Origin of the sequence: Ramlibacter tataouinensis, from assembly GCF_001580455.1 — a bacterium.
GTDB lineage: Bacteria > Pseudomonadota > Gammaproteobacteria > Burkholderiales > Burkholderiaceae_C > Ramlibacter > Ramlibacter tataouinensis_B.
This window is the reverse complement of sequence record NZ_CP010951.1, coordinates 2,683,590-2,700,563: the sequence shown is the minus strand read 5'-3', so window position 1 is coordinate 2,700,563 and position 16,974 is coordinate 2,683,590. Positions and strand designations below refer to the sequence as shown.

18 protein-coding genes are annotated in these 16,974 nt (G+C 62.9%); 7 read left to right on the top strand and 11 right to left on the bottom strand.

Going from position 1 to position 16,974, the window contains the following annotated elements:
* Positions 1–15: 15 nt before the first annotated feature.
* Complete coding sequence (locus tag UC35_RS23065; protein ID WP_082793111.1) at positions 16–522, bottom strand: GNAT family N-acetyltransferase; 507 nt, start codon at positions 520–522, stop codon at positions 16–18.
* 124 nt (positions 523–646) lie between these two features.
* Here UC35_RS23065 and panD point away from each other — a divergent pair, with 124 nt between their 5' ends.
* The 4 genes from panD (at position 647) to UC35_RS12950 (ending at position 4,493) form a co-directional block, all read left to right on the top strand.
* Positions 647–1,027: an aspartate 1-decarboxylase gene (gene panD, locus UC35_RS12965; protein ID WP_061500327.1), complete on the top strand. Its 381-nt coding sequence runs from the start codon at positions 647–649 to the stop codon at positions 1,025–1,027.
* A gap of 10 nt (positions 1,028–1,037) precedes the next feature.
* The gene (gene panB, locus UC35_RS12960) at positions 1,038–1,853 is read left to right on the top strand and encodes a 3-methyl-2-oxobutanoate hydroxymethyltransferase (protein WP_061500325.1); all 816 of its coding nucleotides are present in this window, start codon (positions 1,038–1,040) and stop codon (positions 1,851–1,853) included.
* A 5-nt stretch (positions 1,854–1,858) separates the two neighbouring features.
* Entirely contained in the window at positions 1,859–2,683 is an 825-nt protein-coding gene (gene panC / locus UC35_RS12955; RefSeq protein WP_061503821.1) for a pantoate--beta-alanine ligase, read from the top strand.
* A 1,039-nt stretch (positions 2,684–3,722) separates the two neighbouring features.
* On the top strand, positions 3,723–4,493 hold the full coding sequence (locus UC35_RS12950; protein ID WP_061500323.1) for a hypothetical protein: 771 nt from the start codon (positions 3,723–3,725) through the stop codon (positions 4,491–4,493).
* On the opposite strand, the gene UC35_RS12945 is transcribed toward UC35_RS12950, so the two are convergent.
* The 7 genes from UC35_RS12945 to UC35_RS23545 form a co-directional block, all read right to left on the bottom strand.
* Positions 4,483–5,121 carry a DUF5677 domain-containing protein gene (locus tag UC35_RS12945; RefSeq protein WP_145979423.1) on the bottom strand — a complete coding sequence of 213 codons (639 nt, stop codon included), beginning with the start codon at positions 5,119–5,121 and terminating at the stop codon, positions 4,483–4,485. The two genes, UC35_RS12950 and UC35_RS12945, sit on opposite strands and share 11 nt — an antisense overlap.
* 149 nt (positions 5,122–5,270) lie before the next feature.
* Positions 5,271–6,686, bottom strand: coding sequence for a CBASS cGAMP synthase (locus tag UC35_RS12940; protein WP_061500319.1), 1,416 nt, complete (start codon positions 6,684–6,686; stop codon positions 5,271–5,273).
* Positions 6,679–7,101 carry a Mov34/MPN/PAD-1 family protein gene (locus UC35_RS12935; RefSeq protein ID WP_227820561.1) on the bottom strand — a complete coding sequence of 141 codons (423 nt, stop codon included), beginning with the start codon at positions 7,099–7,101 and terminating at the stop codon, positions 6,679–6,681. Before UC35_RS12935 ends, UC35_RS12940 begins: the two co-directional genes overlap by 8 nt.
* Before the next feature lie 59 nt (positions 7,102–7,160).
* The gene (locus tag UC35_RS12930; RefSeq protein ID WP_061500314.1) at positions 7,161–8,819 is read right to left on the bottom strand and encodes a ThiF family adenylyltransferase; all 1,659 of its coding nucleotides are present in this window, start codon (positions 8,817–8,819) and stop codon (positions 7,161–7,163) included.
* 1 nt (position 8,820) lies between these two features.
* Positions 8,821–9,987 (bottom strand): CBASS cGAMP synthase, encoded by a 1,167-nt coding sequence (locus UC35_RS23950; protein WP_061500311.1) that lies wholly within the window; start codon positions 9,985–9,987, stop codon positions 8,821–8,823.
* A gap of 3 nt (positions 9,988–9,990) precedes the next feature.
* Positions 9,991–11,028, bottom strand: coding sequence for a CBASS cGAMP-activated phospholipase (locus UC35_RS12920; RefSeq protein WP_061500309.1), 1,038 nt, complete (start codon positions 11,026–11,028; stop codon positions 9,991–9,993).
* 84 nt (positions 11,029–11,112) lie between these two features.
* On the bottom strand, positions 11,113–11,367 hold the full coding sequence (locus UC35_RS23545; RefSeq protein WP_145979421.1) for a hypothetical protein: 255 nt from the start codon (positions 11,365–11,367) through the stop codon (positions 11,113–11,115).
* A gap of 243 nt (positions 11,368–11,610) precedes the next feature.
* On the opposite strand from UC35_RS23545, the gene UC35_RS12915 reads away from it, so the two are divergent.
* Both UC35_RS12915 and UC35_RS12910 read left to right on the top strand, forming a co-directional pair.
* Complete coding sequence (locus tag UC35_RS12915) at positions 11,611–12,063, top strand: hypothetical protein (RefSeq protein WP_061500307.1); 453 nt, start codon at positions 11,611–11,613, stop codon at positions 12,061–12,063.
* Positions 12,064–12,220: 157 nt separating this feature from the next.
* Positions 12,221–12,409, top strand: coding sequence for a hypothetical protein (locus tag UC35_RS12910; protein ID WP_145979420.1), 189 nt, complete (start codon positions 12,221–12,223; stop codon positions 12,407–12,409).
* 290 nt (positions 12,410–12,699) lie between these two features.
* On the opposite strand, the gene UC35_RS23540 is transcribed toward UC35_RS12910, so the two are convergent.
* The 3 genes from UC35_RS23540 to glmS all read right to left on the bottom strand — a co-directional run bounded on the left by UC35_RS23540 (position 12,700) and on the right by glmS (position 16,339).
* The gene (locus UC35_RS23540; RefSeq protein ID WP_145979419.1) at positions 12,700–12,990 is read right to left on the bottom strand and encodes a hypothetical protein; all 291 of its coding nucleotides are present in this window, start codon (positions 12,988–12,990) and stop codon (positions 12,700–12,702) included.
* A gap of 927 nt (positions 12,991–13,917) precedes the next feature.
* Positions 13,918–14,130, bottom strand: a complete 213-nt coding sequence (locus UC35_RS12905) for a hypothetical protein (protein WP_061500303.1) — start codon at positions 14,128–14,130, stop codon at positions 13,918–13,920.
* Between the two features lie 358 nt (positions 14,131–14,488).
* Positions 14,489–16,339, bottom strand: a complete 1,851-nt coding sequence (gene glmS / locus UC35_RS12900; RefSeq protein ID WP_061500301.1) for a glutamine--fructose-6-phosphate transaminase (isomerizing) — start codon at positions 16,337–16,339, stop codon at positions 14,489–14,491.
* Positions 16,340–16,494: 155 nt separating this feature from the next.
* Between glmS and UC35_RS12895 the strand changes: the two genes are divergently transcribed.
* Complete coding sequence (locus UC35_RS12895; RefSeq protein ID WP_227820322.1) at positions 16,495–16,974, top strand: Lrp/AsnC family transcriptional regulator; 480 nt, start codon at positions 16,495–16,497, stop codon at positions 16,972–16,974.

The following is a 16,974-nucleotide window of genomic DNA, read 5'->3' as shown; positions in this document are numbered from 1 at the left end:
CGGCTGTCTCACTGGTTAGCTCTGCACACTGAATGCTTCATGGTATGCCACCGTGCCACACGGTGGCGCTGACTGGAAAGCTACCGCTTGGAAGTATTCCGGCGGAACGCTCGGCAGGAGAAGGGTTGGTTCGGTCCTGAAGCCGAAACGCTTGTAGTAAGCAGGATCACCAAGCACGACACAGCCTGCGGCGCCTCTCTCGCGGAGAAGTTGCAGTGCCTCATGCATCAGCAAGGAACCTATGCCACGACCTTGGTGCTTGGGGAGCACCGAAAGTGGACCCACACCAAACCAACCGGATGATCCGTCCGTTACGGATACCGACGATACCGCGACATGGCCTACGACTACACCGTCTAGTTCTGCAACCAATGACATAGTGAGCGCCCCGGCATCTCGTAACGCCCCAACGATGAACTGCTCCGTGTGGCTTGTGTGGGGGGCAGTCAGGAATGCGGCAATGGTCACGGCTTCGATTGCCGCTGCATCCGACGGAGTCTCGTTTCTGATTTTGGGAGTCATTGCCTGATTCTCTAGGCTAAATCGGAGTTGCGATCGCTACAGTGAGTGGCCGGAATGCTTACGGTTTCCCGACATAGAATTGCGGCGCCGCAGCATTGCGGCGCTCTCGCCTGGAGGCAAGCCGTTGGTCCGAACTCTGTTGAAATCCAAGATCCATCGCGTCAGAGTGACACATTGCGAACTGCACTATGAGGGCTCCTGCGCGATCGACGAGAACCTGCTGGATGCGGCGGGCATCGTCGAGAACGAGCAGATCCACATCTGGAACATCGACAACGGCGAACGCTTCGTCACCTACGCGATCAAGGGACATCGCGGCTCCGGGATGATTTCCGTGAACGGCTCGGCGGCCCGCCGTGCCGCGGTCAGCGACCTCATCATCATCGCGGCGTTCGCGCAGGTGCATGAGGAACAGGTAGCGGCGCATAAGCCCAAGCTGGTGTTCGTCGATCAAGCGAACCGGCAAGTCGCTACGCGCGACTTCGTCCCCGCCCAACAGTCCTGAAGAGCGAACGATGAGCGCATCTTCCGGCCGCAAGCCGGTGACGCTGCCACGGCTGCGCGACATGCACAGGGCCGGCGAAAAGATCACCATGCTGACTTGCTACGACAGCACCTTCGCCCGCGTGCTCGACCAAGCCGGCGTCGATTGCCTGCTGGTGGGCGATTCACTGGGGATGGTGCTGCAAGGCGAAAGCAGCACGGTGCCGGTCATGCTCGAGCAAATGGCCTACCACACCCGCTGCGTCGCACGCGGCAACCGCACGGCGTGGCTGATCAGTGACCTCCCGTTCGGCAGTTACCAGGAATCGCCCGAACAGGCGTTGCGCAGCGCCACGGCACTGATGCAGGCCGGCGCGCAGATGGTGAAGCTGGAGGGCGGCGGCTGGACGATCGCCACGGTGCGATGCCTGAGCGAGCGGGGCATCCCGGTTTGTGCCCACCTCGGGCTGACGCCACAGTCGGTGCACGCGCTGGGCGGCTGGCGCATCCAGGGCCGCGACGAACGTGCCGCCGCAACACTGCGCGAGCACGCGCTGGCGCTGGCCGACGCCGGCGCTGCGATGCTCGTGCTGGAACTGGTTCCCTCCGCCGTTGCCGCGGCGATCACCCGCGAGCTGAGCATACCGGTCGTCGGCATCGGCGCTGGCCCGGACTGCAGCGGCCAGGTTCTGGTGCTGCACGACATGCTGGGGCTGACGCCCGCTCAACCGCCACGTTTCGTTCGCGATTTCACGCAAGGAAGCAGTGGCATCGAAGACGCCGTGAGCCGCTATGTGGACGCCGTCAGGACGGTGAGCTTTCCCGATCCCGCATTGCACTGCTATTGATCACCATGCATATCGTCCACACCATTGCCGAACTCAGGGAGCGCCTGTCGTCGTTTCGCAGGCCAGCGTTCGTTCCCACCATGGGAAATCTGCACGAAGGGCACATCGCGCTCGTGCACCAGGCCAAGCCGCTAGGCGACGTTACGGTGGCGAGCGTCTTCGTCAACCGCCTGCAGTTCCTGCCGCACGAGGACTTCGACACCTATCCACGCACCTTGCAGGACGACGCGCAGAAACTGCAGGCCGCCGGTTGCGACCTGCTGTTCGCGCCGAACGAACGCGAGATGTATCCGCAGCCGCAAACTTTCAAGGTCGTGCCCGACGCCGCGCTGGCCGACATCCTCGAAGGACAGTTTCGCCCGGGGTTCTTCACGGGCGTCAGCACGGTCGTGATGAAGTTGCTCCAGTGCGTGCAGCCGCACGTGGCGGTGTTCGGAAAAAAGGACTATCAGCAGTTGATGGTGCTGCGGCAGATGGTGCGGCAGTTCGCGCTGCCGATCGAGATGGTGGCCGCCGAAACGCAGCGCGCCGCCGACGGGCTGGCGCTGTCGTCGCGCAACGGCTATCTGACCGCAAGCGAACGACAGGAGGCAGTACAGCTGTCGCTCGCGCTTGCGCGCATGGCAGAACAGGTTCGGGCGGGGGAAACGACCGGTGACATCGAGCAAGCGGCGATCGACGTGCTGCGTCGTCGCGGCTGGCAGCCTGACTACATGACAGTTCGGCGCCGAGCCGACCTCCGGGCGCCCGCGGGAGCCGGTGAGCCGCTGATCGCGCTCGGTGCGGCGAGGCTCGGGCGTACGCGGCTGATCGACAACATGGAGGTCTGACAGACTGCCGCACGGCGGCCGTGCAACCCGTCCCTTCCTGTAGTTCGGGGGCAGCGATAACGGAAGTGAACATGCTGCGAGCCGGCGCGTCTTGAGCCGATCGCGTTTATGTCAACTGCCTCCCCGACGCAGATCCGCTTTGGGAGGATTGGCTCATCGCGGAAGTCGAAGGAAGGACCGCTCAAGACTGGGGACGGTCGGTCAGGTTGGCGCTTCCCACTGTCGGCGGTTGCCGATACCCGACATTGGGGCGACGGGCGCGACGAGCGATCACGATTGGTCGGAAGCAGCCGTCGCCAGAAGTCTGGTCAATGTCAATGCTCGATTTTCGATAGCTAGCTACGACCGCTTCCGGCCAGTTCCTAGCTGTTCTCTGGGGGCAGGTTTGCTATGTGTCCATAGCGGCCAACCGTCCGTCAGTCCTTTCAAGGGCTCGTGATGAAGTGAATCAGAGGAGACTGCAGCGATTGGGCCCAAGACAGCAGCCAGTCACGCAAGCATGCATCTTGGGCGGAGGCGGGTAGAGTTCGGGAAAAGGGATGCATCTCAGGATGCTTCGCTGGGGCAGGCATACTGTGGACGGGGGACTCAATGGCAACCACTAGCCGCACTAGCATCGGGGTCGATCTTGCCGCGGGAATCGCATCAATCGTTTTTGCGAAGCGCTCGCCAGACTTCGTCGGGCTAGGGTTCGTTGTATACGACGATCCGATTGCGTTGCCGTCGGTTGCGCTTGGAAGTTGTTTCGCTCGTCCACCTTTGCCTGTCAGAGGGGTCCAAGACATCGGCCTCGCTCTCGCTCGAGTGTCCGCGCGTTCGTCTAGTTGGCATGATGGGTTCCACTTCGTCGAATGCGCGAGTGGTTCCTTGACCCACATCTCGCAGTACTTGGCGCCGGATTTGGGGATTCTGAATGGAATTGATGACCTCCAGATACCCTTCGGAGCACGCCAGCTAACCGCTTTGCTGGTGTCGAAGTATGAGTGCACGGACTGCGTCGCGCTGCTGTCGACAGACGGCGAATTGGTCATCTATAGAAATGGCCGAATCCACGAGAGAGGAGCTGTTCGACATGCATAACCTTACCCTGACCATTTCTGAACTGAAACAGCTCCTCCGAATCTCTTGGTATGTGACGCTGGCCCTGGGGGCTGTCATCCTGGGAGTGATATGGCTTGCACAAGGTACCGTGGGGCTGGGGGATGGTTTCAGAGCGTTTTCAACAGCGGTGGCCATTTCGCTCCTGATCGTCGGGGGAGTTCATCAAGCTTCATGGAAGCGCGAGTGGCTCGCGCGCTGGATTGACCGACCCGTGGTCCACGGCGTTTGGTGCGGGACACTTACATCAGACTACAAGGCGACGAGCGGGATCCAAATGAAGATTCCGATCGTGTTCGTCATTCGGCAGACCTATTTGAGCTTGAGTGTTCAGTCATTCACGCGGGCAATCATCGGAACGTCCAAGCTTGAGGGCATTGTTCAGGATGCAAGAAACCTGGACACACGATTGCGCTATGTGTTCGAAATGACTCGACTCTTCAACAACGAGAACAAGGTCACCAAGGGTTCGGGCGAGTTGCGCCTGCAGAACCGAAGCACAGTGCTGCACGGGTTCTATTGGACGAGTACGCCGACACACGGTGAGCTTCGACTGAAGCTAGTGTCGCGGGACTGTGAAGAGGTGGACTGCTTCGAGGTTGCGCTGGAAAAATGGCCCGATCAGCTCTCTGGCGGTGTTGCGGAAGTTCCGGTGCCGATCTCCTCGTCCCAGTCGATCGATAGTGAGACGCCAGTGGCGGCTAGCGCGTAGCGCAGTCCTTGGCCTCCTTCAGCGCCCAATAGCGACCGTAGAGTGCTCGTTGATCGGATGCCAGCAGTCCGAACATCGCGCGCCGGGACTCGGTATTGGGTTCGTCGTTCAGACGTTCGGTGCATTCGAGCAACATGCTGGCTGCGCAAAGCATGAACTCGATTGATTCCAGATGTGCGATCTTGGAGCAGATCCCATCTGCCTGCCCGGCCTCATTCAGGCGGACATACTGGACCAGGACTCCAATCGACCCGTGGACGTAGGGACTCAGGAGACGATATAGGGTGCGATGCGCGTCCTGCATTCGGGTCTTGGCCGCCCAGTCAAACGCGTTGAAGCCCGTTCCACCTTGTAGGCTGCTGAGCGCAGCTGAAAGAGCTTCGTCCGTGAGCTCCTCCGCTCTGGCTACGGGATCCATGTCCAAGAGCGCCTTCAGTGCCTTGTGGCTTTCAGCCTCCACTTCCGCCGTAGCCCGCTGCAACATCGCTTGGTCATTCTCGATCGCACGATAGACAAAGTACTGTTCGAGCAGACCGCGCAACAATGCGCCCGCGCCGTCGTTCAGTTCCTCTCTTACGAGAGTCAGAACGGCCTGAAACGTGCGCAGCATGCGCACCGCTTGAGCCATCTTGACTACTCGGTGATTGTTGCCTTGGGAGCACTGAGAAGCGAGAACATCGGTGGCGAACCTATCGACCTGAGCGGCAAACGATAGAGCGTCTCCTCGCAGCTTTCGTTGCGTCTCAGCCAGAGTTAAGTCGTCCACTGCGCGCCCATTCATCGCCGGCGACCTTTGCGGGTTCGGAGGCTCAACCAGGCACGCGGCGTAGCTCGTTTTTGCCCGAGCTGGTGGTTGTCGCGGATGTGGACGGCGACGCGGCGCGCCGCATAGACCGTGCCATTCAAGCGGATCACCAGATCCATGTACTGCTTGCCTGCGTATGCGGTCCGCTCTACAACTTGGTGCAGCCCGATGCCGCCCTGGGTATGCCCCAAATCGCCCAAGGACTCCGCGTCCGCTCCGTCATTGCGCACCGTCCACTCGATCGAAGCCATTGGTGGCACCAACTGCGGGTTGGCAATGCTGAAGCGTAGCCAGCGATTCTTTGCCACCTCGACAACCTCGTTCTCATGTGTGTTCACGGATGTCTTGAAGTCAACGTCCTCGGCAACCTCGATTCGCACATCGGGGACTTGCATGATCGCCATGCGTGTCGAATCCTGTTCGACCTCGACGAGGTCGGTCTCGGGTAGCGGCATTAGGTACGAGAATGCAGCCGACCAAGCGCACGCCGCAGCGAACTCGTCATGCGCTGCCTCTGCGGCATCGGCGCAGTCCAGGAGTGCAGTCAAGCGCGTCATGAACACGGGCCAGGCTGCTGCGGAGATCCGATTCAGGTTTTCCTTCCGATTCACGGGGTTCCAGACCTCTGCGCTCTCGGTCAAGCGCGCATACATCCGTTTCACCACGAGAATGAGGGCGTCCTCGTCGTCAATTCCCCCGAAGCGCTCCAGCCACATCGACTCGTAGATCTGAGCGGTCAGCACGGTCAGCACGATCGAGGAGGGCCTTGCGTCGTCCGCGCCTTCGAACGCGACGGCGGCCCAAGCCTTCAAATAGCGGATGAGCCGACGCATCTGCTCGCGTTCGGCCCCGCTTTGCACCTTCTTGAACCACTTGTAAAGAGCCTTCGGATCGCTGTCTTCCCACTTCCCCGAAAGCGTTGCCAGCCGTCGTTTGTCCGACTGAGGGTCAAGATGGTAGGTCGGCGTATCGATGTGGAACCGACGGGTGAAGATGGCCCTGGAGCAACGCTCCTTCGCGGGCTCGGCAACCTCTTTCAGTTCAGGCGCATTCTCTTTGTAAGAATGCAGCTCGCGTTGGACCCATGTGCGCAGTTGGCCTGGCGCTGGTTCCGGTTGACCCGCCTGAGGCTCCCATTCGAAATATAGGCCCAAGTCCACATCGTATTGGTCACCCCACTTTACGGGTTTGATGAGTGTGCCGTATTTGTAGGATCCCTGCAGCCAAGTGCTGATCCCGTACCCGTGTTGTGCAAGCCGTGCTTTCAAGTGGTCCGCGAGGTTGTTCCATCGCTGCTGGAGGAAGTCCCGCTGCTCTGTCGACGGCGTCACCTTGGCGTGGAGCGTTTGTTCCGCTTGACCGTTGAAGAGTCGTGAAGCCTTACCCATGTGGGTCTCCTGCCATGTTGGTCGGCGCGGTCTGCCCGACGACTTGCCCGCGGATCCCTGCACCCACCCACACCAGGTTCCCAACGCCGGCGATCAGGAACGCGAGGGGCTGCTCGTAATGCCGCAGCAGTGCTCGCCACTCACGCTGATCGGTGCTGGACGGGAAGGGCTTGTGCTGTGGGTGGGTGTGCCACTCTCCCATGTAGTCGACTAAACCCTGCGAGCGTTGCCAGCGTTGCCGCGCACTCTGTTGATGGAAGCGTTGCGACCGATGAAAGGCCAGCCTCTCGCACCGATCGTCCGGCCCCGGACAGGTGAGCTCTGTGATGTGCAAATGGTCGCCGCGCCGCAGGCCGGTGAGGATTCCGCCAGACTCCGGCGTGGTGGCGCGCTTCTGCCGGTATCGCGCGATCATCGTCAGCACGCTGCCCTCCACTAGGATCCAGGCGCCGGCTCGAAGAGGATGGGCCACGGCTAGTGGGGCGTACATGCCAGGCATCCTGAGAGGGGAGGCAGATCCATGGAGGCGACGTGGTGCACGTCCACGTTCTCCCGGCTTCGCGTTCGAAACCTAGGAGACATGCGGCCCTGCAGCCAGTCGCAGATGACATCGGTGGCCAGCGCCGCTGCCTGCAGGCCGCTCGAAACCGCGTAGGGGGTGAACGCGTGGCAGCCGAGGCGCTTGAGTTCGGGTGCGCGCTTGAGAACGGGATGCCGGTCTTTTCGGTACGCCTCGGCATCTGGGACCCGCAGGCAATGGAAACAGGCGTCCTCCTGCCCGGCGCACCAAAGCGACTGAACGCACTCTCCATTGCCCTTGATCCAGACATAGAGCACTGGAAGGGGTCGCTTGGCATCCAACCACTGGCCATTGAGAAATTCGCTGACTGCCTGGTCGCCCGTGGCATCGATCAGCAAGTCGTCGCGCATCACGTCCAGCCGAAGGTCTTGCACCGCCTTGCTCAGATCGTCCAATTTCGCAAGCGGAAACTGGCGTTCGATCTCGTCGCGCAACGCGCGGGCCTTCGGTTGTCCAAGACGGTTGTAGCCCAGGTAGTGGCGCCCGAGGTTCTCTGCCATGAGGTCTTCCTCGTCGACGAGGCGCAGCAGGCCTTGTTGGCCTTGGCCGGCGCCAAGGCGTACAAGGGCCGGTGCGAGCTGCGAGCCGATCGCGCCGCATCCCACCAGGGTGATCCGCTTCCCCGTCAAATTCTTGAACGACAGATTTCGGCTGTGCACGAACTCGGCGCTGACGTCCGTCACCGTCAACCTTTGAATGGGAGTCGAACCTCCGCGTCCGTGCAGGTAGGCCTTCATCTGCCCGCAGGTGAGCTTGCCCGGCGGCCGCGGTGCGAACATCACGCCGATCCAGCCGGCCGGCATGTGAACTGCCATGACCAAGCGCTCGTACTCGTAGGCGGCATCGGTGGCGAAGTGGTGCTGAATCGCGTGGGACAGCCGCTGGTCCCACTGCCGCAGCCACGAGAAAAACTCCTCGACTGTCGCGGGGAAATGACCGGGCACCGGCGGGAGCTTGTCGCTGCGAAAGAGCCAGCATCGGTTCATCGCTTCCGAAAGCTGTCCCCATCCCATGCAGGAGGCAAGCGCCTGCGCCTCTGCGGCGTTGTCGCTCAGAAGGGCGCGGTTCCCTGCCTGGTCGAAGTGGATGCGCGCGGACCTTGCCTGCGGCGCGACGCCCACCAAATAAAAGGGCATCGCCGGCGGCTCGGCGCGGTCCCAGTGCACCAGGAATTCGTTCTGGATGTCCTGAACGACGTAGTTGCGGTCATCCAAGATCTTGCCGAGCACCGCCTGTGCCTGTTCCAGACATTGGGCAACCGCAGTGCCGGCGTCGTAGCGGTCCAGGACGACGCTGCGCCGGGCGAAGTAGCACAGTCCGCCATGCACATCCAGATGCGGGCGCAACTGCGGGAATTTCTTCATCCCGTCAGTGACGATGATGGTTGGGTATTCAAGGAAGTCCCAGTCCTGGATCAGGATGGCCACCGAAAGCGGTCCGCGCGGGCTGGCGAGCGTGCCGCGGAACATCCGCTGCTCGCCCACGTAGCCCATGCCCGAGAAGCCGCGCGCGGCGAGCTCGCGGAGTCCGGCGGCGACGGCTTCTTGCCCCATGTCAGCCCGCGCTGGTGGCGCGCACCACTGGCGCGGCGACCTTGGCCGGCGCGACGGCCAGGACCTGGGCCGCAACGGTGTCGGCGTCGACGAGGTCGGTTCGCATGGGCACGCGCTCGCCCAGCTCGCCGCGCAACTGCTGTACCGCCGCCTGCTTGTCGTCCTCGCGCCGCATGCGGGCTTTCTGCATCGCTTCGGCCGTTTCTGAAGCGCGCTGCGTGGCCGCGGCGCGCTCGGCCGCATCCAGACGATTGAAGTCTTCGGCGCCGATAACGCTCTCGCGCACCGGACCCGCCAGGGCACCGGCGAGGGTTCGCATCGCCTGCTCCAGCGCCAGGTCGTCGCGCCCGCTCTTGGGCTCGAATTTCTGCGCGATAGCGATCATGAGACACACGGAGGAGGGGCCGCCCTTGGTCCACCACTTGTCGCGCCAGGCCTTGGCATAGCGGCAGACCCGGCGCAGCTGCTCGGTGTGCAGCAGCACCTTGTCGTTGAACCAGCGCGCCACGATCTCCGGATCCGACTTTATCCACTGACCGGAGCGGCATGCCATCACGATCTCGTCCAGCTCCTCCCAGGCCTGTTCGGCGTATTCGCCGAAGTCGATGCTCTCCAGCAGGCGCGCCGAGTCATGAACGCTGGCGGTCGTAGCCGACTTGGCTAGCGCCCGCTCCCGGATGCGCACGAACTTCGCCGCCGGCGCCGCATAGAGCGGGACGTCGATGTGGGCCCAGGGTGCGATCTGCACCCGGATGCAGGTGTCTTTCCCGGGCACGAGCTTCCAGCCCTTGGCCTTGCAAAGACTCTGCAAGAGGCGCTCCACCAACTCGAAGTAGGCCTTGGCCATCTTGTGCGGCGGGCCGCCCGCTTCCCACAGTTCGACGGGCAGGTAGACGCCGAAGTCCCAGTCCATCTCCTGTGGCGGCATGGCGTAGGGCTGGACGCAGGTGTTGTAGGACCAAGAGCCCTGGGTGCGGAACCGCGGCTCGATGCGGCGCGGCATCTCGAGGACCGTCACGCTGGCCTGGGCAATGCCCTCGCGCAGATGATCCCGGATGGCGTTCTTGGCCTCAGCTAAGTCCTTGCGCTGGTCGTCCGTGGGCGCTATTTCGTCGCTGAAGACCAGGTCGGGGGCGGTGTAGTACAGCAGCTTGTTGAGTTTGAGCATGACTTACTCCTTGGCCGCGCGCGGGCCGTAATGGAAGCGGGCCGCTTGGGGCCGGTGGTTGAAGAAGTTGCGGATGACCGGGTCGCCGATGGCGAACTTGGAACGCTCGGCCGCCGTGCCTTGCAGCACTTCACGCGCCGCCGCATTGGCCTTGTCCAGCGCGACGGCGTTGGCGCGGCGCTCGGTCAGGTCGTCGTCCAGGTGCTGATAGCGGCCTTGCAGGCAATGCTTCAGGATGAAGTCGGTGAGCGACTCTTGCACCGAGATGGCCAAGCCGAACAGCCGCTTTGGCGTCTCCGCCGGGCTCCAACCGCCCCAGTCGAGCGTGCCCCCTTCGCGATTGCCGCGTGGATCGACCGTGAAGAGCGCCGACATCGTGCCCACCGACAGCATCCAGACGTCTTCCTGCGCGCGTCCGAAGAACGTCAGGGCCTCGTGATTGGCGAGTATCCCCGGCGCGTTCGCAAAGAGGCCGCCGTCGACGTACTGGTTGTTGTTGAAGGTGTGGCGCGGGAAGTAGGCGGGGGCGGCACTGGTGGCGAGCGCCACATCCACGAGGCGGTAGGTGTGATCGCGCTTGAAGTTCTCGTGGTGCGGCGTCTTGAAGAGCACCGGTTTGCCCGTGGAGTAGTTGATCGACGGCACCACCACGGGATGCAGGCATTCACCCAGCAGGCGCTCCCCGAACAGGTCCTCGGCCTCCAGCAGCTTGGCCAGCGGCCCCGACGAGTACGACGAGCGCAAGATGCCCAGCAGGGACAGGCGCTTCTTGAAGATGTCCTCGCCGTGCTCGACGAAGAGCTCGACGATCTTCTTGGCCGGGATTTCCATCGCGACCGCAAGCGCCAGGATGCCGCCCACGGAGGTGCCCGCGACCAAATCGAAGTGGCGCGCGATCGGCTCGCCGAGCTCCGCCTCCAGGTCAGCAAGCACCTGGGCGGTGTAGAGGCCGCGAAAGCCCCCGCCCGAGAGCGACAAGATCTGGAAGCGCGTCCCCGTTTGCGCACGCGCCGCTAGGGGCGCGCTCGTGGTCGCGCTCATGCTGCGCCTCCGCAAGAGCGCGGCAGGACGCGTGGCCGCCGGCGGCCGATCGAACAGAGGAGACGACGCGGGTGAGGTGCGACCTCACGCGAGCGCGCCGGGAAAGGGCGATGCATGCGGGATTCCTTCGCAAAGGTTCTGTTGCGAATTGACAATGTCCCGCACGGCTTCGGAGTGGCTCCGGTCGCCTTCTGTGGCAGACTTCAGCTTGGCTAAATCACCTGCGCTCGCGCGGGGCTCGCGAAACCACCACGCCGACGGTCTGGTGGTTTCTTTTTTTGTCCGGCCGCAGAAAACCTGCCGGGCAAGGTTGTCTTCAGCGGCTCCGCCCGCATGCATCAGGGCTCCCCAAATCGGCGGGGGCCTGTGCTGGCCTGTCGAACTGCGCGGCGCTGCTGCGGAGCTTTAGCCAGATCGGCGAATTAGCCTGACTGACTAAAAGCCCCCAAAACGGCGACTTGATGGGCCGCCGGCCACCTGCTACGCAAATTCGTCGTACTACTGCGACGTTTTTGCACAGGGGGGTTGGGATGATAGCCGAAAAGCTAGCCTGGGCCACAACAAAAATGCTTGAATGCGAAGATGGGACCACGCCTGACCGCCGCCGACGTCTGCGCTGTCACGGGTTACAGCCGGGATGAGCTGCAGGCTTTGCTGCGCGTGATGTCGCCGTACGCCGTGGATCGGCCGGCGCCGCGGGTGGCGCGGGAATTCACCCCGCGCGACCTAATCGTGCTGGGCGTCACACAGTTGTTGGAGCAGCGCTATGGCCTGCGGCGCACGGCCGTGGCGGAGATGGGGCCGCTCTTGCATGAGGTCCTGGCCGGGCCGCGCCTGCTCAACCGCCAGGCCCGCTTGGCGGTGACGGCCCACCCCGCCCGGATCGAATACTTGGAGGACGGCGCGCCCGTCGCCGAAGGCTTGGTCATTGCCCTGGGGCCGTTGTTCGACAAGGTCGACACGTACCTCAACTTTGGGCAGTCGCAGCTGGCGTTGCAGTTCGGCCCGACGGTGGTGGGGCGCAAGTACGGCTGAGCTGCGGGGATTTGGGTTCAACATAAGCCCACTTGCGTCTCCTGAGACTACCCAGAGATCGAGAGGGCAGAAGAGGCACGGTCGTTCGGCAATCAATTCGAACAGCCGCCCCTGGGGTCCGGATGAAGAGCGATCCCTCGAAGTTTAGAAGCGGGTGGTGGACTACGTCTGCGCTGCCGGCAGGCGCGTGCTGCCGATGGTCGAAACCCGCATGGGCAGTGAAACGTCGCATGCGGCTTTGGGTCTGAAGCCGTCGTCGTCGCCCGCTAAAGCACCGGTGCACTACGCCGACAATGTCGGCCACCAGCCCGAAGTTAGCATGCAGTACGACGGCTCGACCGACTGATTGCTCTAGGGACTGTAGGGACGCGCGAACTCAACTGAAATGCCGCCAGAAATAAGCTCTTCAATCGCCTTCTGATTTACTGATGCCTGGCTAGGCGAACGGTCGTAACACCAGCGCTGACAAGCAGTTCTAGTAGCGCCGCGGAGGAAAACTGCGCGGCGCCCTGATTACCAGCTCGATCTGCCACCACACACAGCAAATCCCTGGGATTTGCGGGCGAACCTTCTGAACTCAGATCAAGGACTTATAAAGTCCTCAGAGTGCGGTGGTAGTCCGGGTAGCGGCGACTTTCAGCGCCGTGGCGCAGCGTCAAGAATACCGAGGAGTTTGTCGACGCTCAGCGCGTTCAAAATCTCGCCGGCCGTCATTTGATGGAATTTCCTCGGACTGGGGCTGGCAGCAACAGGCGGGGCAAGGGCCGCTCCATCAACTACCGCCACAGACCGAGCCGGCTCATGTACGCCCGGCCGTTTCTCTTTTTGCACACTCGGCCCGTCCGACTTTGCGGCCTTTTCCTTTTGCTTCTCGCGCTCTGCCGCAAGGGCACGTTCTTTCAGCGTGGCGTTGCTGGGTCTTCCCATGGTTGAGCTCCTTAAGTATAACGTGTTAGCTAAGTGTGGGCGCTCCTAGCTCTGCTGTCGAAGCTCTGGCCTTTCGGTTGAGCTAATCGTCTGGCAGGGTTTTCGCGCCCGAAATGACTGTAGTACAAAAGGGCACCAAAGTCAAAAAACACATTTATAATCAATCACTTAGAGCACTCTCTCAGATGGCTTTTCACTACTACCAGAATAGGTCGAGGCTAAATTTATTGAGGTAGACATCGATGCTAGGCAAGTCGATCTCTCTTCCTGCGCTATCCCACGGCGAGTTTTCACACAGCATCGGTCGACCGAAGGAAAACGTCTTTCTGGTTGTTGCTTGCGCGGATAGTGCGGGTCGCGTCGTCCCCGTGCGACCAGCACTCCAGCCGGCCTATGCCCTGGCTGCCGTCCTTTCTCGCTTCGCAATGTTCCAGAGGTGTGGGCGCAGGCTCGGCTGACAACACAGTCACGTCTCGACGTGCCACGCCAGATGCTTGCGGCCGGCGTATTTGCATGAGTCGGCCTCTATCGCAATTCGGAGATCGGTGTGCACGTTGAGCAGCGCCATCAAGCTCTCGGCGCGAATCACCGATACGCAGAAGGGCCGGTAGCCGGATCGCTGGCGAGGGCCTCTTCGAGCTGAAGCGTGAGCAGAAGCAGCATCGCCGTCATTGACCGGTACGAAGGCGCACCTGAGAGACGAGATGCACCTGCCGGTGAACCTAGGGGTTTCGGTGTTCCAACACCAACGAATTCGTTGTGCTGGTCGAAGTGACTCCTTCAACTTGGTGTCGGCCCAGGGTGACCCCACATTTCGCCGCCGAGTTGGCGCGTCCAACAGGAGCGTGCCTCCCGAGGAATGGTCGCGCCCAGAGCTGCAGACTCCCTACCTTTCGGCGGCTGACTCTTGGCCCGCAGCAGCTGCTGCTACGGCGCTGCGTTGTCCAGGCCGGTCCAAGCTGCGTGCGTGTACTGGGCGACAAAGATACCGGCGCGGTGGCCGATATTCCGGACGGCCTGCGCTGCTCGGTCGCGCACATCGGCGCTGTCCAAGTCGAGGTCGCCAACATAGGTGGCCGCAGGCAGCTTCCATCGCCCCCGTGCGCCCGCGATGATTCGCTCGAACTCCTGCTCGCCCATGGCTTGCAAAGTGCTCGTTGTGGCGGTCGCTGCGGGAGGCGAAAGCGGCCGTCGAAAACTCGAAACCAGAGCGCCTGCTGCTTGGCAATCGGCGAACTGGGTGGTCGCGGATGGAGCGGGAAACGAAGCTCGACGAACTCGACCTCAACCTTGATTTGGGTGGCCAGGGCGGTGTTGAAGCGCCGGCCATGGATGTTCCACCCCACAGTTGATTTGAGCGCCCGGCCATCCATCGCCAAGGCAAGGCCCTGCATCGGCTCGTCAGTCGGCGGCGCGATCCAGCCCATCAGTTGACAGTTTTTCTTTGCAGTGACGGTTTTTCTTTATACGAGCAGCGCCACGCCAAGGCCAAGGCCCGTCACTCGACGGTCACGCTCTTTGCCAGGTTGCGCGGCTTGTCGACATCCGTGCCGCGCGCGCAGGCCGTGTGATACGCCAGCAGCTGCAGCGGCACCACGTGCAGCATGGGGCTGAGCGGCCCGTAGTGTTCGGGCATGCGGATCACGTGGATGCCGTCCTCGCTTTCGATGCGTGAATCGGCGTCGGCAAGCACATAGAGCACGCCGCCGCGGGCGCGCACTTCCTGCATGTTGCTCTTGAGTTTTTCCAGCAGGGTGTCGTTCGGCGCCACGGTGACCACCGGCATCTCACTGGTGACCAGCGCCAGCGGGCCGTGCTTCAGCTCGCCCGCGGCATAGGCCTCGGCATGGATGTAGGTGATCTCCTTGAGCTTGAGCGCGCCTTCCAGCGCGATCGGGTAGTGCAGGCCGCGACCGAGAAACAACGCATGCTCCTTGTCGGCGAAATGCTCGGCCCAGTTGATGATCTGCGGCTCCAGCGCCAGCACCGCCGACAGCGCCGCCGGCAGGTGGCGCATCGCTTTCAGGTGCTGCGCTTCCTGTTCCTCGGTGAGCCGGCCCTTGACCTGCGCCAGCGCCAGCGTCAGCAGGAACAGCCCGGCCAGCTGCGTGGTGAAGGCCTTGGTCGAAGCCACGCCGATCTCCACCCCGGCCCGCGTGATGTAGGCGAGCTTGCACTCGCGCACCATGGCGGAAGTGGCGACGTTGCACACCGTCAGCGTCTTGGTCATGCCCAGGCTTTGCGCATGGCGCAGCGCGGCCAGCGTGTCGGCGGTCTCACCCGACTGGCTGATGGTCACCACCAGCGTGCCGGGGCTGGGCACGGTTTCGCGGTAGCGGTACTCGCTGGCGATCTCGACCTGGGTCGGGATCTTGGCGATGCCTTCCAGCCAGTACTTGGCGGTGCAGCCGGCGTAGTAGCTGGTGCCGCAAGCCAGGATCAGGATGGAATCCACTTCCTTGAACATGCGGTAGGCGCCGTCGCCGAACAGCTCCGGCACCACCGCCTGCACGCCTTCCAGCGTGTCGGCCACGGCCCGCGGCTGCTCGAAGATTTCCTTCTGCATGTAGTGGCGATAGGGCCCGAGTTCGGCGGCGCCGCTGTGCGCCACCACCGTCTTCACGGCGCGCGTCACCGGGCGGCCCGACTTGTCGACGACCCAGTACTTGCCCAGCTGCACGTCCACCACGTCGCCTTCCTCGAGGTAGACGATCTGGTCGGTCACACCGGCCAGCGCCATCGCGTCGCTGGCCAGGAAGTTCTCGCCGCCCTCGCGTCCCACGCCCAGGATCAGCGGCGAGCCGGCGCGCGCGCCCACCACCCGGTGCGGCTCGTCCTTGCAGAACACCGCGATCGCGTAGGCGCCGTGCAACTGCGCGACGGCGCTCTTCACCGCATCGAACAGGTCGCCTTCGTACAGGCTGTCGACGAGGTGGCAGATCACCTCGGTGTCGGTCTGGCTGTCGAAGCGGTAGCCCTTGGCCTGCAGCGCCTGGCGCAGCTCCGTGTGGTTCTCGATGATGCCGTTGTGCACCAGGGCCACGCGCCCGGCGCGCGCCGCCGCGCCCTCGCCCGGCCCGTGGCTGAAGTGCGGGTGGGCGTTGTGCACCGCCGGCGCCCCGTGCGTGGCCCAGCGCGTGTGGGCGATGCCGGTCATGCCCGACAGATGTTCCTGTTCGATCTGGTTGAGCAGCTTGGCGACCCGGTCGGTGCTACGGGCGCGCTTCAGGCCATCGGCATAGACCGCCACGCCGCAGGAGTCATAACCGCGGTATTCCAGCCTCTGCAGGCCTTGCACGAGGATGGGAACGATGTTGCGGGTGGAGACGGCGCCGACGATGCCACACATGGGAACTCCCGGAAATTCAGAACTGGGAAGGACTGTAGGCTCGAGCTATCGAAATATGCAGTCGAAATTTCATCATTGGAGGAAGTAAATTTCCTTTAATGACATAGATGGCTTAACATTCCTATGTGGCGCCTGAATCGGAAGAATCTTTCGCCTTGGACGGCACGGACTTGGCCATCCTGGACCAACTCCAGACGGATGCCTGGCTGAGCAACCAGGACCTGGCGGCCAAGGTGCACATCTCGCCGCCGACCTGCCTGCGCCGCGTCAAGCGCCTGCGCGAGGCCGGCTTCATCGAGCGACAGGTCGCCATCGTCAGCAACGACCGACTGGCCCCGGTGATCGGCCACGGCCTGCAGGCGGTGGTGGAGATCACGCTGGAGCGCCAGGGGCAGGAGCAGCAGGAAGCCTTCGAGGCCCGCGTGGCGCAGGACGAGGCGGTGCAGCAGTGCTACCGCGTCTCGCCCGGACCCGACTTCATCCTGATCGTGCAGGCGCCGGACATGCCCGGCTATCTCGCGCTGGCGCAGCGCCTGTTCACCAGCGACGCCAACGTGCGCAACGTCAAGGCCTTCTTCGCGGTGAAGCGCGCCAAGTTCGAGCCGCGCATCCCGCTCGCGCGCGCTAAGCGGTAG